A 14403-nucleotide genomic window follows, 5' to 3' on the forward strand; every position below is an offset into this window, starting at 1 on the left:
CGAGCCCGTCGCGTCACCGCCGGCGCGGAACCTCCCCCATCGCGAAGGGACTGCCTCACATGACCGACCAGCACGGTGAGCTGGACGCCGCCCTCGAGCGCGTGATCGACGCGGCCCGCGCCCACCTGGCCGCCGTCCGCGCCGCCCAGGGCCGGATCGACGACGACGCCGTCTGGCAGGCGTACGTCAATTTGAACAACGCCTCGTTCGCGTACGACGAGCAGCTGCTCGACGCCTTCGGCGAGGTGACACCGTGGGACGTCGAGTCGATCGACCCGGACGAGGCCGACGAGCGCTTCGGCGGGGCCGAGGGCGTCGAGGCCACCGACCCGCACCCGCGGGTGATCTCGGTGCGGCAGCGGCGGGACTACCGCGTGCCCAGCGTCTCCGCGCTGATCCGGGCCGCCGAGGCGGCCCGCCGCGAGGGCACCCCCGAGGAGGACGAGCCGGCCCCGGTCGAGGGGGTCGGCGAGGCCGTGCTGGAGCTGCTGCAGAGCGGCGACGGCTCGCTGTCCGCGCTCGACGTGCCCGAGCTGGAGCCGCTCGACGGCGTGGTCATGGTCAGCGAGGTCGGCACCCCGGTCGACCTGGAGTCCTTCGACGACGACGACCCGGTCGGCCCGTTCCAGCCGGCCGCCGACGACCGGCTGGTCGGCCGGCTCGACGAGCACCCGTTCCTGGAGCTCGACGAGGAGCACGACCACGCCCACTAGGCAGTGACGTCCCCGGGGCCCACCGCGCGGTGCCGGCCCCGGGGACGCCTCGCCCGGGCCTCCGTCAGTAGGAGAGGCCCGGCTGCGGCTGGTTGACGCGGCGACGGCGCAGCATGACCTGCCGCGTGCCGTCCCGGTAGAGCCGCACCCGGGCCAACTCCCAGCCGGAGAACTCCGCCTGGATCGCCAGCTGCGCCGCGGCGGTCAACCGATCGACGTTCGAGGGCAACCGCAGCGGCGCGTATTCGTAGTCCATGGCCTCTATGCTGCCCAGCCCGGCAGCCCGCCGCCACCCCCTGACGGTGACCCGTGTCGCCCTCTTCGCGCAGCCCCGGCCGGCCGGGCGGGGTCAGCCGTCCCGTTCCGGGTAGCCCACCGGCACCGCCGAGACGTCGTCCAGCGCGGTGACGATCTCCTCCGGCAGGGTCATCCGCTCCACCTGGAGCGCGCCGAGCAGTTGCCCCACGGTGCGGGCGCCGAGGATCGGCGCGGTCACCCCGGGCCGGTCCCGGATCCAGGCCAGCGCCACCTCCAGCGGCGACACGCCCAGGCCGCCGGCCGCGATGGCGACCGCCTCCACGATGCTGGAGCAGCGCGGCTCCAGGTAGGTGGCGACGAAACGCTCGAAGTGCGGCGACACCGCCCGCGAGTCCGCCGGGCGGCCGTTGCGGTACTTGCCGGTGAGCACCCCGCGGCCCAGCGGCGACCAGGGCAGCACGCCCAGCCCCATGGCCGCGCAGGCCGGCAGCACCTCGCGCTCCACGCCCCGCTCCAGCAGCGAGTACTCCACCTGGGCGGCGACCACCGGCGCGCGCCCCGGCCAGGCGGCCTGCCAGGCGGCGGCGCGGGCGGTCTGCCAGCCGGAGAAGTTCGACACCCCGACGTAGCGGGCCCTGCCGCTGGACACCGCGTGGTCGAGCGCGGAGAGCGTCTCCTCCAGCGGGGTGTCCGGGTCGTACCCGTGCACCTGCCAGAGGTCGACGTGGTCGGTGCCGAGCCGGCGCAGCGAGGCGTCCAGGGTGCGCAGCAGGTGCCCCCGGGAGCCGTCCCGGCGGCGGCCGCTGCCCGGCCGCAGCCCCGCCTTGGTGGCGATGAGCAGGTCGTCGCGGGGGACCAGGCTGCCCAGCAGGGAACCGATCACCGACTCCGCGTCGCCGTCGGCGTAGACGTCGGCGGTGTCCACGAGGTTGCCGCCCGCGTCGAGGTAACTCTTCAGCTGGGCGGCCGCGTCGTCGGCATCGGTGTCCCGTCCCCAGGTCATGGTGCCGAGCGCGAGCCGCGAAACCGCCAGCCCGCTTCGGCCGAGCGGTCGCTGTTGCATGGGTGAACCTTATTTCGAACCCGGCGTCACGGATATCCTCGCCCGGAGTCAAGTTCCTGCCCGACCTGCCAGGCGGGTGTGACGTGTTCGAGGCGAGCCGGTGATCCGCGCCGCCGCCCCCATTGCGTAACCTGATGCGACCTGTGGTGCGGATGGTGGGAGGACCAGTGCGACTCGGGCTCAGCCTCGGATACCAGACGGCGTGGAGCACGCCGGCCGACCACCTGGCACTGGCCCAGGAGGCGGATCGGCTCGGCTACTCGGTGGTGTGGGCCGCGGAGGCCTACGGCTCCGACTCGCCCAGCATGCTGGCCTGGATGGCCGGCCAGACCGAGCGGATCGACGTGGGCGCCGCGGTGATGCAGATCCCCGCCCGCACCCCGGCGATGACCGCGATGACCGCGGCGACCATCGACGCCCTCTCCGGCGGCCGGTTCCGGCTCGGCCTGGGCGTCTCCGGCCCGCAGGTCTCCGAGGGCTGGCACGGCGTCCGCTTCGCCAAGCCCCTGGCCCGCACCCGCGAGTACGTCGACATCGTGAAGCTGGCGGTGGCCCGCAAGGAGGTCGCGTACGACGGCGAGCACTACACGCTGCCGCTCCCGGACGGCCCGGGCAAGGCGCTGCGGCTGGGCTTCCACCCGCCGCGCGAGCACATCCCGATCTACCTGGCGGCGGTCGGCCCGAAGAACCTGGAGCTGGCCGGCGAGATCGCCGACGGCTGGCTCGCCGTCTTCTACGCCCCCGAGTTCGCCGAGGAGCAGCTCGCCTCGGTCCGTGCCGGCCGGGCCAAGGTCGGCAAGGAGCTGGCCGGCTTCGACGTCGTCCCGTCGGTGCCGGTGGTGGTCGGCGACGACATCGCCACCTGCGCCGAGCTGGTCCGCTGGTACGCCGCCCTCTACGTCGGCGGCATGGGCAGCCGGCAGCAGAACTTCTACAACCAGCTCGCGACCCGGATGGGCTACGGCGACGCCGCCCGCGAGGTGCAGGACCTCTACCTGGCCAAGCGGCAGCGCGACGCGGCCGCCGCGGTGCCGATGGAGTTCATCGACCGCACCTCGCTGCTCGGCCCGAAGGAGCGCATCGCCGAACGGATGCGGGAGTACGCCGCCGCGGGCGTGACCACCCTGTCGGTCACCCTCTTCGTGGCGGACCGGGACAGCGGCGTGCAGACCCTGCGGACCGTCGCCGAGGCGCTGGACCTCTCCGGAGTCGGCGAGTGACCTGGGTCGAGGCCATCGTCCTGGGCATCGTCCAGGGGCTCACGGAGTTCCTGCCCGTCTCGTCCTCCGGGCACCTGCGGATCACGTCGGCGATCTTCTTCGGCCGGGACGCCGGGGCGTCGTTCACCGCGGTGACCCAGCTCGGCACCGAGGCCGCCGTCCTCATCTACTTCTTCAAGGACATCTGGCGGATCGTCCGGACCTGGTGCCTGGGCCTGGTCGACCGCTCGGTCCGATCGAGCCTCGACTACCGCATGGGCTGGTACGTCATCGTCGGCACGATCCCGATCGGCATCTTCGGGCTGCTGTTCAAGGACGAGATCCGCACCGCCGGCCGGAACCTGTACCTGATCTCCGGCACGCTGATCGGCTTCGGGCTGGTGCTGGCCTTCGCCGAGTACTGGGGGCGGCAGACCCGCACGCTGGAGAACTTCCGGATGCGCGACGGCGTCATCATGGGGTTCGCCCAGGCCATGGCGCTGATCCCGGGTGTCTCCCGCTCCGGCGGCACGCTCACCGCCGGCCTGCTGCTCAACCTCACCCGCGAGACGGCGGCGCGCTACTCGTTCCTGCTGGCCATCCCGGCCGTGGTGATCTCCGGCGTGTTCAGCATCCCGGACGTCTTCGAGCCGTCCGCGCCCGGCACCGCCGCGCCGAGCGTGGCGCAGATGGTCGTCGCCACGGTGATCGCCTTCGCCATCGGGTACGCGGCCATCGCCTGGCTGCTGCGCTACGTCGCGCACCACACCCTGTACCTGTTCGTCCTCTACCGGGTGGCGCTCGGCTCCCTGGTCCTCTGCCTGCTGCTCACCGGCACGATCGACGCCACCTGAGCTGACCCGCAGACGCCGCTGGCCGGCACCCCGTGTTCGGGGTGCCGGCCAGCGTTTGGCTCAGCTGTTCCAGTGCTGGTTGACGATGTCGGCGGCCTGCTGCTCCCACTGGGCGTAGGCGTCCGGGTAGGCCGAGACCTGCACGGTCTGCGCGGCCTCGGTCAGCGGCATGTCCTGCCAGCCGTCGACCTGCTTCAGGCCCTTGAGGAACGCCAGGGTGGAGTACTCGGGGTCGGTGATCTGCTCCGGCGTGCCCCAACCCGAGGACGGGCGCTGCTGGAACAGGCCCAGCGAGTCGTGGTCGTTGCGGTCGCCGAGGTGGCCCAGGTTCTCCAGCTTCGACTCCTGCAGCGACGTGGCGATCGAGATGACCGCGGCGCGCTCCGGGAGGCCGGCCTTCTTGGTGGCGGCGATGATCGCCTTGGCGTTGGCGGTCTGCTCGTCGTTCAGGGTGATCTTCGACTGGGCGCCCTGCACACCGTGCGGGATCAGCTTGTCACCCTGCACGCTCACCGCGACCGGCTTGGTGCCCTGCACGGGGGCAGCGTCGGCGTGGGCGGCGATCGGACCGGCGAACACACCACCGGTGAAAGCCAGACCAGCAATACCCAGCACGCTCTTACGCAGCATCGTGTTCATGGGAAAGCTCCATTCGGGGGTTGGCGCACCAGACCGATGGGGGTCGGTCGTGCGCAAGCACCACGTCGGGCGCTAACAAGGAAAGTCTTGGGGGGATCATCGGCGCGCGGGGCGGGGGCCTCTTCGTCGCGCCGGGACCATGTACAACGACCGGCAGCCCACCATCATTCCGGGCCCGGCACACCCACCTCGGCGGGGCGCCTTCCTCGGTCGTTCACCCGGATACAACGACCCCGGCCCGGCCGCCATTCCGCCGCCCGGGTGCGGCCGGTCACCCCCACGAACCGGACAGTCGGCCCCACATCATTCAGCGAGGCACTCCCGCAGGGCAGGTGAAGCCGCCGAGTGGAACGCCGTGGGTGTATCCGGGCCCCGGTGACACCCATGGCGTTCCACCCGGCAACCGAGTCCATGGGTTAACCGGACATTAACTCCAACTCCGGGCAGGGACCCGTCGACCACCATCGGCCCATTTGCTCGGCCCCCCTGGGGCGATCGGACGCGATCCGTCCCGACCTGACGGCATGGAGGGCAGGGGCCGAACCCCCGCGGCCGGCGGCGGCCGTCGCCGGGATGCCGAGGGGGCCGGGCGGAAACAACAGCGCCGCCCGGCCCCGGAGGGACGGACGGCGCTGTGGGTGTCGGTGTGCAGGTCGCCTCTCGGCGAGTGGCGCGACGCGGCTCCAGCCGAACGGTATTCCGCGAAGGCAATTTAGGTGAGGCCCGGGGACACTGGGCACACCGACGCTCTGCACAACGGCCCGACCGGGTCCGGTGTTCCGGCCGGGGAGGTGTCGGCCGTCACAACCTCCTGGCCGACACCGCCACATCCCGTGGTGGAGTCGATCAAGGGGGTGGGAGCGCCTAGGGTGGTCTGCGTGGCGACCCTTCTGCTTCTGCGACACGGCCGGACCACCGCGAACGCCGACGGTGGCCTGGCCGGCCGGCAACCGGTCGAGCTGGACGAGACCGGGCGGGCCCAGGCCACGGCGGTCGGCGAGCGGCTCAGAGGGCTGCCCCTCGCGGCGGTGGTGACGAGCCCGCTGATCCGCTGCCGGCAGACGCTGGAGCTGGCCCTGCCCGGCGTGGAGCCGGTGGTCGAGGAGGGGCTGATCGAGTGCGGTTACGGCGCCTGGGAGGGGCAGCCGCTCAAGAAGCTGGCGAAGGAGCCGCTCTGGCCGGTGGTGCAGCAGCATCCGAGCGCCGCCGTCTTCCCGGAGGGGGAGTCGATGGCGGCGATGTCGGCGCGGGCGGTCGCCGCGGTGCGCGCCTGGGACGCTCGGATCAGCGCCGAGCACGGGCCCGAGGCGGTGTGGCTGGCGTGCAGCCACGGCGATGTGATCAAGGCGATCGTGGCCGACGCGCTCGGCGTACACCTGGATCTGTTCCAGCGGATCGTGGCCGACCCGGCGTCGGTGACCGCGATCCGCTACACGCCGCTGCGGCCCTTCCTGGTTCGGCTCAACGACACCGGCGGCGACCTGGCCGGGCTGGTCCCGCCGCCGCGCAAGCGGCGCCGGCGGGCGACCCGGGCGACCGACTCCGACGCGGCGGTGGGCGGCGGCGCCGGGGCGGCCCGGTGAGCGGCCCCGCCACGCCCGGGAGCGGCGGTGGTCGCCCCTGGCGTTTCGCCCTGGGCGGATTCGGCGTCGGTGCGCTGCGCGACGGTTCCGCCCGCCGGATAGGGTCGTGGGTATGACCCACCAGGTGCACGCCTTCGAGCCGCCGGAGCGGTTCGTCGCCGGAACCGTCGGCCCGCCGGGGGAGCGCACGTTCTTCCTCCAGGCGCGCGGCGGAGGCCGGCTGGTCAGCGTCGCGCTGGAGAAGGTCCAGGTGTCCCTGCTCGCCGAGAAGCTGGAGGAGCTGCTCTCCGAGGCGCAGCGCCGGTTCGGTGTCGAGCTTCCGGAGGCGGCGACCCCGGTGACCGGCGACAACGACCCGCTCGACACCCCGGTCGACGAGGAGTTCCGGGTCGGCACCCTGGGCCTGGCCTTCGACGTCGACTCCGCCACCGTGGTGATCGAGGCGATCGCCGCCGGTGAGGCGGAGGTCGAGGTCGAGCTGGGCGACCCGGACGACGACGCCGACGAGGACCCGGACGAGCCGGACGACGACCTCGACCGGCTCCGGGTCCGGCTGACTCCCGAGGCGACCCGCGCGTTCATCGAGCGGGCCCGCCGGGTGGTCAACGCCGGCCGTCCGCCCTGCCCACTCTGCGGCCAGCCGCTCGACCCGGCCGGTCACCTCTGCCCCCGGCACAACGGTTATCACCGGTGACCTCGTCGGAACTTCAGCCCCGACAGGACGGCGCCGCCGCACTGCGACTGCTCAGCGACGGTGAGCTCATCCTGGAGGGGCGGCTGGTCGACGCCTCCAACGCCACCCTGCGCGGCATCATCACCCTCGACGGGCTGACCGCGCACTGCGTCTACAAGCCGGTCCGCGGCGAGCGCCCGCTCTGGGACTTCCCCGACGGGACGCTCGCCGGCCGGGAGGTCTCGGCCTACCTGGTCTCCCAGGCCACCGGCTGGGACCTGGTGCCGCCGACCGTGCTGCGGGACGGGCCGTTCGGTCCCGGCTCCTGCCAGCTCTGGATCGACGAGCCGGCGGACGCGGAGCCGCTGGTCGGCTTCGTGCCGGCCGAGACGGTGCCGCCGCGCTGGTTCCCGGTCGCCGCAGCCCGCGACGACGACGGGGCCGCCTACGCGCTGGCGCACGCCGACGACCCGCGGCTGGCCCGGCTGGCGGTCCTCGACGCCGTGATCAACAACGCCGACCGCAAGGGCGGTCACGTGCTCGTCGGTCCCGAGGACCGGATCTACGGGGTGGACCACGGGGTCTGCTTCCACGTCGAGGAGAAGCTGCGCACCGTGCTGTGGGGCTGGGCCGGCCGCCAGCTCCCGCCGGACGCCGTGGAGATGCTCGACGGGCTCGCCGGCCAGCTCACCGGAGCGCTCGGCGACGAGCTGTCCGAACACCTCACCATCAGCGAGGTCGCCGAGGTGGCGGCCCGGGTGGACCGGCTGCGGGAGACCGGGCGGTTCCCGCTGCCGCCGGAGGAGTGGCCGGCCATGCCGTGGCCGCCGATGTGAGCCGTTGTCGCGTTGATCACCCGAGGCGTGCCACCTGAGTGCCTGACGGATCGTTAGGCTGGCAATCATGGAGTCTTGGGCGGGACACGAGGTGCCACGGCTGCCGGGCAAGGGCACGCCACTGAGGTTGTACGACTCGGCGCGGCAAGGTCTCCACCCCAGTCAGCCCGACGACGCGGCCACCATGTACGTCTGCGGCATCACCCCGTACGACGCCACCCACCTCGGGCACGCCGCCACGATGATCACCTTCGACCTCGTGCAGCGGATGTGGCGGGACGCCGGCCTGACCGTGCGGTACGTGCAGAACGTCACCGACATCGACGACCCGCTGCTGGAGCGGGCCGAGCGCGACGGCGAGGACTGGAAGGTCCTGGCCATGCGGGAGACCGCCCTGTTCCGCGAGGACATGGAGGCGTTGCGGATCATCCCGCCGGCGCACTACGTCGGCGCGGTCGAGTCGATCCCGGACATCGCCGAGAAGGTGCTCGTGCTGCTCAAGGACGGCGCGGCGTACCGGCTCGACGACGGCACCGGCGACGTCTACTTCGACGTCGCCGCCGCCCCCGCGTTCGGCTACGAGTCCAACCTGTCCCGCGAGCAGATGCTGGAGATCTTCCCGGAGCGCGGCGGCGACCCGGACCGGGCCGGCAAGCGGGACCCGCTGGACCCGCTGCTGTGGCGCGGCGCCCGCGAGGGCGAGCCGTCCTGGCCGGGCGGCGAGCTGGGCGCCGGCCGCCCCGGCTGGCACATCGAGTGCGCGGTCATCGCGCTGAACCTGCTCGGCGACCGGATCGCCGTCCAGGGCGGCGGCAACGACCTGCTCTTCCCGCACCACGAGTGCTCGGCGGCGCACGCCGAGCGACTGACCGGGCAGGCCCCGTTCGCCGACCACTACGTGCACGCCGGCATGATCGGCCTGGACGGCGAGAAGATGTCGAAGTCCCGCGGCAACCTGGTCTTCGTCTCCCGGCTGCGGGCCGACCAGGTCGACCCGATGGCGGTCCGGCTGGCCCTGCTCAGCGGGCACTACCGCAGCGACCGCTCGTGGACCGACGAGCTGCTCGTCGCGGCGCAGGAGCGGCTGGCCCGCTGGCGGCGGGCCGCCGCGGCCCCCGCCGGGCCGTCGGGGGAGGCATTCCTCGCCGGGGTACGCGCCCGACTCGCCGACGACCTGGACACGCCGGGTGCGCTGGCTCTCGCCGACGACTGGGCCGACCGGACCCTGGCTGACACCGTTGACGACCCGCAGGCCCCGGCGCTCTTCGCCGCCACGGTGGACGCCCTGCTCGGCGTCCGCCTCTGATCCCCTGGGTGCCGCCGGCCTCTGGTTCCCGCAGGCCGGCTCGCCGGCGTTGTTCTCGCGATCTTCCAGGAGCTTCCGGCCGCTGACAGATCAGATCCGACGGGCGGTGCGCCACCGGTCCGGCCAGTAGCCGATGCCGTCCAAGAGCGGTGCCCCGGAGAGGTCACCCATGGTGGGGCCGTCGGTCTGCGACCGGCTGGAGATGAACCGATGGTGCCCGCCGTCGTCGATGCCGAGGTAGATGCCCGAGTGGTCGATCTGGCCGGTCGGTACCGGTTGGGCGTTGAAGAACACCAGATCGCCAGGGAGCAGCCGGTCCATCCCTCGGGCCCGCTGGCCGGAGTTGGGCATCAGCTGGACCCCTGGGCCCACCTCGGCCATCGCGTAGGCCCGGCGCGGCAGACCGTTGCCCGGGTTGTTCGTACCGAGCAGCGGATATCCGAGCCGGTGACCGTAGACCATCCGCAGATAGCCGGAGCAGTCGAGCGCCAGCTGGCGCTGCGGCTCGGGCATGGCGCTCTTGCCATCGAGGAACGACCACGCCTGACCCAGGTAGTCGTAGAAGTCGGAGCGCTCCTGACGACCGTCGGGGTCCGCGGGGTCCGGCGGCCCGAACGACGCGTCGCCGGCATACTGCTGTCCCTGGTTGTCCTTCTTCACCGGAGCGCCGTCGACGTAGTCGAAGGCGATCGCCAACACGTCCGGTGAGCGATCCCGGCGAGCTGCGGCGAACCAGTCCATGAACCATTGCTCCTGTTCGGCGCCGGCATGCCACGGCTGCGGTGCAAGCCGAACCCACATATCGGTCTCGATCTTCGCATCCGTGAACCGCGGCTCCTCGAACGTCCGGGACGGGCCGTGGATGTGCGCCGTCCGCGCACCATCGGTCATGATCGCCACCGGTTCCCCTGAGGAGTTGATGATCTCCGTCCGGTCCGGTTCCTTCGACCGCTGGTACGTGTAGCCCGAGGCGCCGCGCGCCTGACCCTCGGCCTTCGCTCCGCCCAGCGTCAGCACGGGTTCGTCCCCTGGCGACGGTCGCGCCACGACGTAGGTGAGGGTACTTGCGGCGATCAGCAGGACGAGCCCGGCGATGGTCAGCAAAGCGGGCCTGCGGAAGAACCTGCGGTCGCTCATTCCTGCGTCTCCTTTCCCGGGTTTCTCGGGGAAGCGGTCAGGTCACCGGCACGAATCCGGCGACGACGCCGCTGTACGCGATACCGAACGTGATCGCGGTCACGACGAGCGTCGCCAGGATGGTGGCCCTGGGCGGCTGACGCACGAGCTGGTACGCGATGAGTCCCGGGATGACGAAGCCCAGCGTCTGGTGGGCGAACAGCAGTGGGAGGTCACGCTGGACGATGACGAACAGGGTCAATTGGAGAAGGACACTGACCAGCACGATCGCCGCGAACAGCCGTTTCCCGTAGAGGATGATGACCCGGTGCATCAGCCGGGCGATGAGGTAGGTGACGATGGTCGCCGCCACGACGATCACGGCCTGGAGCTGGTCCTCGATGAGGGTCAACGCGATCCAGCCCGGGGTGATCATGCCGCCGGGCGAGAGGTTGGTGGTCAGATAGCACAGCAGCGCAAAGACCAGTCCGATGCCGAGACTCGCGGTGGCCAGCTGGGCGCTGAGTTCTCCGCCGAAGTTCATCGGTGAATCCTTTCTTCGGTCGGCTTACGGGGCATCGTGGAGGCGGATGGCGAGCCGTCCTCGCAGGTCCAGCCCGGCAGATCCGCCAGCTGATGGACCAGCACCTCCCCCTGTCCGTGGATGTTGCCGACGGCAACGATCGAGGAGTCGTCCGGGGTTGCCGCCGCCACGCCCTCCAGTAGGCTGCCCGGGTCGGGCTTGCCACCGAGGTCGACAATCCGGTCCTGGAGGTCGGTCGGGACGGCCGTACGGGCGCTCTTGGTCACCTCTCCGATCAGGATGATCCGCTCCGGCCGCACCCGGCCGCTCAGCTCACCCATCTGACCGTTGCGTTCGATCCGGTCCGGCCGGCAGTTGATCACCATCGTCAGCGGCCGCGTGATGAGCTTCTGGTCCTCCAGTTGCTGGATGTTCATGAAGGTGGATTCGGGGTCGTTGGCGGCGAAGATGTTGGCGAACCGGAACCGCTTGTCGCCGTGCATCACCCGCGCCACGGAGAGCACGCCCGGGTCGGGTGGCGCCTCCCACATGCCCTTGAGCGCGCTCTGCCGGTCGACGCCCAACTCCCCGGCGACCGCCAGCGCGATGGCGACGTTCTCCTTGAAGGTGATCCAGCCGAATCCGTTCATCTCGTCGTCACTCACCGACTCGGGATCAACCGCGACGAGACGGCAGTCGCGCCGTTCGGCTTCCTCCTGCAGGATCGGGAGCCGTTCCCGCTCAGCCGTGATGCAGACCCCGCCCTCCGGCATGGACCGGCTCAGGGAGCGGGCGACGTCGTCGAGGGTGGGTCCCATCTCGGTGAGGTGGTCCTCGCGTACGTTGCACAGCACCCCGATGTTGGATCGGATCAGCTTGCTCTGGTTGACCTCCTGCAGGGCCGGCATCACGGCCATGCACTCCATGACCAGCGTGTCCGGGTGGTACACGGCGGCCCGGCGCACGATGCCGATCTGCTCGACCACGTTCGCGATGCCGAACTTGCGGTGCACCGGCTCTTCCGTGGCATCGGGGAAGATGAAGCGGGCCGCCGTACCGGTCGTCTTGGCCACCACGACGCGGCCACCGCCGCGCAGCGCGCCGGCGCAGAGCCGGGTGATCGAACTCTTGCCCCGAATACCGTTGACCAGCACGCGATCCGGAATCCGGTCCAGGTTGCGGTAGTGGTTGCGCTGCTCGATGGTGCCGGCGACGAACAGAGCCCCACAGCAGAGGACGAAAACGACGTAGAGGTACGCCACGTCAACTCCCTTCGTCTCGGTCGTCGCGGCGAGAGTCGGCCTGATCGCCGTACCAGAGCGTGCTTTGAGGAGCTTCGGCCTGCGGCGGGACCTGGGGGAGCACGACGGTCCGGTCGTCCTCCGTCCCGCGCAGCCGGCTGGCACCGCCCAGCCGTCCGGAGCCGGTGTGCCGGACCTGACGGCAGACCTCCAGACACATCGCCAGCGCGCCGATGTCGTCGTGCCGTTGTGGTGAGATCGGCTCCTCGAGCTGTCCGTCGCTGATCCGGTCAGCGTCGGTGGCAAGCCGGCGCAGTGGCCGCGCGAAGACGAAGTACTGCCACACCTGGGTGAGCAGCACGACGCCCGCCGTGGCGCCGGCGACGAGCAGAGTCCATCGCCGCCCGTCGCTCTGCGGCAACCGCAGCCCGGCCAGGTCCTGCTCGACCACCAGCGACCACTTCAACGGTGCGACCGTGTTGGGCTTGTTCAGACCGGCCGCGGCGATCAGGGCGGGCCTGCCGTCGGGCGTCTTCGCCATCCCCACGGTGCCACCCTTCAGCGCCTCGGCGGCGGCAACCCGTGCGGTGCCCTGCAGATGCTGGAAAGCACGGAAGCCGTTGGAGTCGAAGACCGTACGGAGGTTCTCGTCGACGACCCGGACCTGCCCGTCCACCGCGCGCAGCATCTCCAGGAGGTAGTCGACGTCGAACTCACCGACCGTTGCCACGCCGTTCGGGGCGACCCGAAAGGCGTACACCAGCGGGAGCCGCGCCGTTTCGCCGTCCAGGTCGATGCCGGTCTCACCGTGCAGCGGCTCCTTCCGGAGCGGCTCGCGTCCCGCGGAGCCGACCACCGATCCGCTCGAATCCATCAGGTAGAGGCTGCGGAACCGGTGCTTGTCGGCCATCTCCTGCTTCAGGAGCGGGGCCAGTTGAGCCGGGTCGGCGGCTGTCTCGGACGCCTGCGAGATGCGGGTCACCGTCTGCAGGCCGTTGTTCAGGGCCTTGCCCATGACGTTGCTCGCCGCCTCGGCCCTGCTCTCCTCGTCCCGGACGAGCTGGTTGGGGATCGGCGGCTCATGGCTGTTGAGGGTGTAGGCGACGGCCGCTGCCGGCCAGAGCAGGGCGACGACGGTCGCCACGGCCAGGCCCTGGGTGACAGTCGGCCGCCACCGCCACCGCCACCGTTTGCGGCCGGGTGTGGCGGACGGGGGGTCGGCGGACGTGAGGGCCAGCGCCCGGGCGATGCGGTGGGCCTCGGCCACGCGCAGCGGGTACCGCTTGGTGAGGACCTCGCCACACGCGTTGGCCTTGGCGCGCGTCACCAGCGACCGTACGGGGCTGACCAGCGCCAGCCTCATCAGCAGGAAACTCGGCACCGCCAGCGCCAGCAGGCTGAGGCCGAGCAGGAAGCCGTGCACGGTGGAGGTGCCGCCCACCTCGTCGGCGACGATGAGGGTGGCGACCGTCGCCCCGGTGTCGCCGACCGGAGCGGAGGACACGACCAGCTGCTTGTTCACCCATTCGGTCACCTTGATCGGGTGGCCCTCGGCAGCCTGGGACTGCCCCAGCCCTCCGAAGACCGTCGGCAGGTGAATGTCGGGTACGGCGCTGATCCCCTGCATCAGGGTGCTCTTGCCATCCGGGGTGATCAAGAAGATGCCCTGTCGGGCGGTGGGATTGAGCCGAAGCTCGTCGATGTCGAGCGGTTGCGCCGCCAGCAGGGTCCGCGAGCCGTCCAGCGCGATGCTTCGGACCAGCGCCGGCCCGTCAGGGGTGGTGATCGGAATGGTGTCCTTGGCGGGCAGCGTCGGCGGCAGCAGCTCCATGGGCACGCCGCTGCCGGCGGTCGCCAACGGGCGCCGGGAGGCGGTCTCCACGATCGCGGCCCCGCTCCACTCCGTCCCGTTTCCCACCACCTGCTTGAGAAGCTCGGCGTCGGGCGTCGTCGGGGAACGCGACGCGATTCGCTGGTCGAGGTCCTCCACGTAGTGATTGATGGACAGTCGCATGCCGGCGGCGACCTTCGATACGTTGTCCCGCTGCGAATCGACCACGGCCGGGGGGACGCCCCGATGGCTGTTCACGGCGAACCCGAGCACGACAGCCGCCGCCAGAATCATGACCACCCAGAGATACACCAGCGACGGCTTACCGGAGCCCGCAGGAAATCCGGCGCTCGGTAGCTGCTGCTCGAGCGCCCGGCGCCGCCAGGGGACCACCTGCTCCTGCGGCGGATCGGAGGGCACCGACGCTACCGGCGCGCGTCCGCGAAATCTCGACCGATGGGGGCTCCGGTCGGGCGGGATCTGTTCGCCTCGGCGCTTTCTCTTCATGGCAACCCTTCGCTCTCGGCGACGTCGAAGTTGCGCGGTCCATCTCGATCATCGAACGCGG

The 14403-nt window shown here is 71.4% G+C and carries 14 protein-coding genes; 7 read left to right on the top strand and 7 right to left on the bottom strand.

What is annotated here, in order from left to right; translation table 11 throughout:
• The first annotated feature begins 59 nt into the window (after window positions 1-59).
• Window positions 60-713: a hypothetical protein gene (locus ABZV78_RS11580; RefSeq protein ID WP_355637706.1), complete on the top strand. Its 654-nt coding sequence runs from the start codon at window positions 60-62 to the stop codon at window positions 711-713.
• Between the two features lie 64 nt (window positions 714-777).
• Here the strand turns inward: ABZV78_RS11580 and ABZV78_RS11585 are convergent, their stop codons facing one another.
• A complete protein-coding gene (locus ABZV78_RS11585) occupies window positions 778-969 on the bottom strand; it encodes a DUF5703 family protein (protein ID WP_091265978.1) in 192 nt (63 codons plus the stop codon).
• A gap of 93 nt (window positions 970-1062) precedes the next feature.
• The gene (locus ABZV78_RS11590) at window positions 1063-2034 is read right to left on the bottom strand and encodes an aldo/keto reductase (protein ID WP_355637708.1); all 972 of its coding nucleotides are present in this window, start codon (window positions 2032-2034) and stop codon (window positions 1063-1065) included.
• A 167-nt stretch (window positions 2035-2201) separates the two neighbouring features.
• Here ABZV78_RS11590 and ABZV78_RS11595 point away from each other — a divergent pair, with 167 nt between their 5' ends.
• Window positions 2202-3254: an LLM class F420-dependent oxidoreductase gene (locus ABZV78_RS11595; protein WP_355637710.1), complete on the top strand. Its 1053-nt coding sequence runs from the start codon at window positions 2202-2204 to the stop codon at window positions 3252-3254.
• Window positions 3251-4087, top strand: coding sequence for an undecaprenyl-diphosphate phosphatase (locus ABZV78_RS11600; RefSeq protein WP_355637712.1), 837 nt, complete (start codon window positions 3251-3253; stop codon window positions 4085-4087). Before ABZV78_RS11595 ends, ABZV78_RS11600 begins: the two co-directional genes overlap by 4 nt.
• Before the next feature lie 60 nt (window positions 4088-4147).
• Here the strand turns inward: ABZV78_RS11600 and ABZV78_RS11605 are convergent, their stop codons facing one another.
• Complete coding sequence (locus ABZV78_RS11605; RefSeq protein WP_355637714.1) at window positions 4148-4726, bottom strand: hypothetical protein; 579 nt, start codon at window positions 4724-4726, stop codon at window positions 4148-4150.
• Between the two features lie 869 nt (window positions 4727-5595).
• Here ABZV78_RS11605 and ABZV78_RS11610 point away from each other — a divergent pair.
• The 4 genes from ABZV78_RS11610 to mshC all read left to right on the top strand — a co-directional run bounded on the left by ABZV78_RS11610 (window position 5596) and on the right by mshC (window position 9124).
• The gene (locus ABZV78_RS11610) at window positions 5596-6309 is read left to right on the top strand and encodes a histidine phosphatase family protein (protein ID WP_355637788.1); all 714 of its coding nucleotides are present in this window, start codon (window positions 5596-5598) and stop codon (window positions 6307-6309) included.
• A gap of 112 nt (window positions 6310-6421) precedes the next feature.
• Window positions 6422-7003, top strand: a complete 582-nt coding sequence (locus ABZV78_RS11615) for a DUF3090 domain-containing protein (protein ID WP_355637716.1) — start codon at window positions 6422-6424, stop codon at window positions 7001-7003.
• Window positions 7000-7818 (top strand): SCO1664 family protein, encoded by an 819-nt coding sequence (locus ABZV78_RS11620; protein WP_355637718.1) that lies wholly within the window; start codon window positions 7000-7002, stop codon window positions 7816-7818. The genes ABZV78_RS11615 and ABZV78_RS11620 overlap by 4 nt, the downstream gene beginning before the upstream one ends.
• 67 nt (window positions 7819-7885) lie before the next feature.
• Entirely contained in the window at window positions 7886-9124 is a 1239-nt protein-coding gene (gene mshC / locus ABZV78_RS11625) for a cysteine--1-D-myo-inosityl 2-amino-2-deoxy-alpha-D-glucopyranoside ligase (protein WP_355637720.1), read from the top strand.
• 90 nt (window positions 9125-9214) lie between these two features.
• Here the strand turns inward: mshC and ABZV78_RS11630 are convergent, their stop codons facing one another.
• The 4 genes from ABZV78_RS11630 to ABZV78_RS11645 are packed head-to-tail and all read right to left on the bottom strand — an operon-like array spanning window position 9215 to window position 14147.
• Window positions 9215-10261: an NlpC/P60 family protein gene (locus tag ABZV78_RS11630; RefSeq protein ID WP_355637722.1), complete on the bottom strand. Its 1047-nt coding sequence runs from the start codon at window positions 10259-10261 to the stop codon at window positions 9215-9217.
• A 37-nt stretch (window positions 10262-10298) separates the two neighbouring features.
• A complete protein-coding gene (locus tag ABZV78_RS11635) occupies window positions 10299-10784 on the bottom strand; it encodes a poly-gamma-glutamate biosynthesis protein PgsC/CapC (RefSeq protein ID WP_355637724.1) in 486 nt (161 codons plus the stop codon).
• Complete coding sequence (gene pgsB, locus ABZV78_RS11640) at window positions 10781-12025, bottom strand: poly-gamma-glutamate synthase PgsB (RefSeq protein ID WP_355637726.1); 1245 nt, start codon at window positions 12023-12025, stop codon at window positions 10781-10783. Before pgsB ends, ABZV78_RS11635 begins: the two co-directional genes overlap by 4 nt.
• 1 nt (window position 12026) lies before the next feature.
• Window positions 12027-14147 carry a HAMP domain-containing protein gene (locus ABZV78_RS11645; RefSeq protein ID WP_355637728.1) on the bottom strand — a complete coding sequence of 707 codons (2121 nt, stop codon included), beginning with the start codon at window positions 14145-14147 and terminating at the stop codon, window positions 12027-12029.
• Window positions 14148-14403: the final 256 nt, after the last annotated feature.

The sequence above is a fragment of the Micromonospora sp. NPDC004540 genome, from assembly GCF_040610095.1.
GTDB lineage: Bacteria > Actinomycetota > Actinomycetes > Mycobacteriales > Micromonosporaceae > Micromonospora.

Bases quoted from the DNA above. Each gene is read 5' to 3' on its own strand.
- ABZV78_RS11580 (WP_355637706.1), top strand. From the start codon at position 60: ATGACCGACCAGCACGGTGAGCTGGACGCCGCCCTCGAGCGCGTGATC.
- ABZV78_RS11635 (WP_355637724.1), bottom strand. From the start codon at position 10,784: ATGAACTTCGGCGGAGAACTCAGCGCCCAGCTGGCCACCGCGAGTCTC.
- ABZV78_RS11590 (WP_355637708.1), bottom strand. From the start codon at position 2,034: ATGCAACAGCGACCGCTCGGCCGAAGCGGGCTGGCGGTTTCGCGGCTC.
- ABZV78_RS11605 (WP_355637714.1), bottom strand. From the start codon at position 4,726: ATGAACACGATGCTGCGTAAGAGCGTGCTGGGTATTGCTGGTCTGGCT.
- mshC (WP_355637720.1), top strand. From the start codon at position 7,886: ATGGAGTCTTGGGCGGGACACGAGGTGCCACGGCTGCCGGGCAAGGGC.
- ABZV78_RS11585 (WP_091265978.1), bottom strand. From the start codon at position 969: ATGGACTACGAATACGCGCCGCTGCGGTTGCCCTCGAACGTCGATCGG.
- ABZV78_RS11615 (WP_355637716.1), top strand. From the start codon at position 6,422: ATGACCCACCAGGTGCACGCCTTCGAGCCGCCGGAGCGGTTCGTCGCC.
- ABZV78_RS11630 (WP_355637722.1), bottom strand. From the start codon at position 10,261: ATGAGCGACCGCAGGTTCTTCCGCAGGCCCGCTTTGCTGACCATCGCC.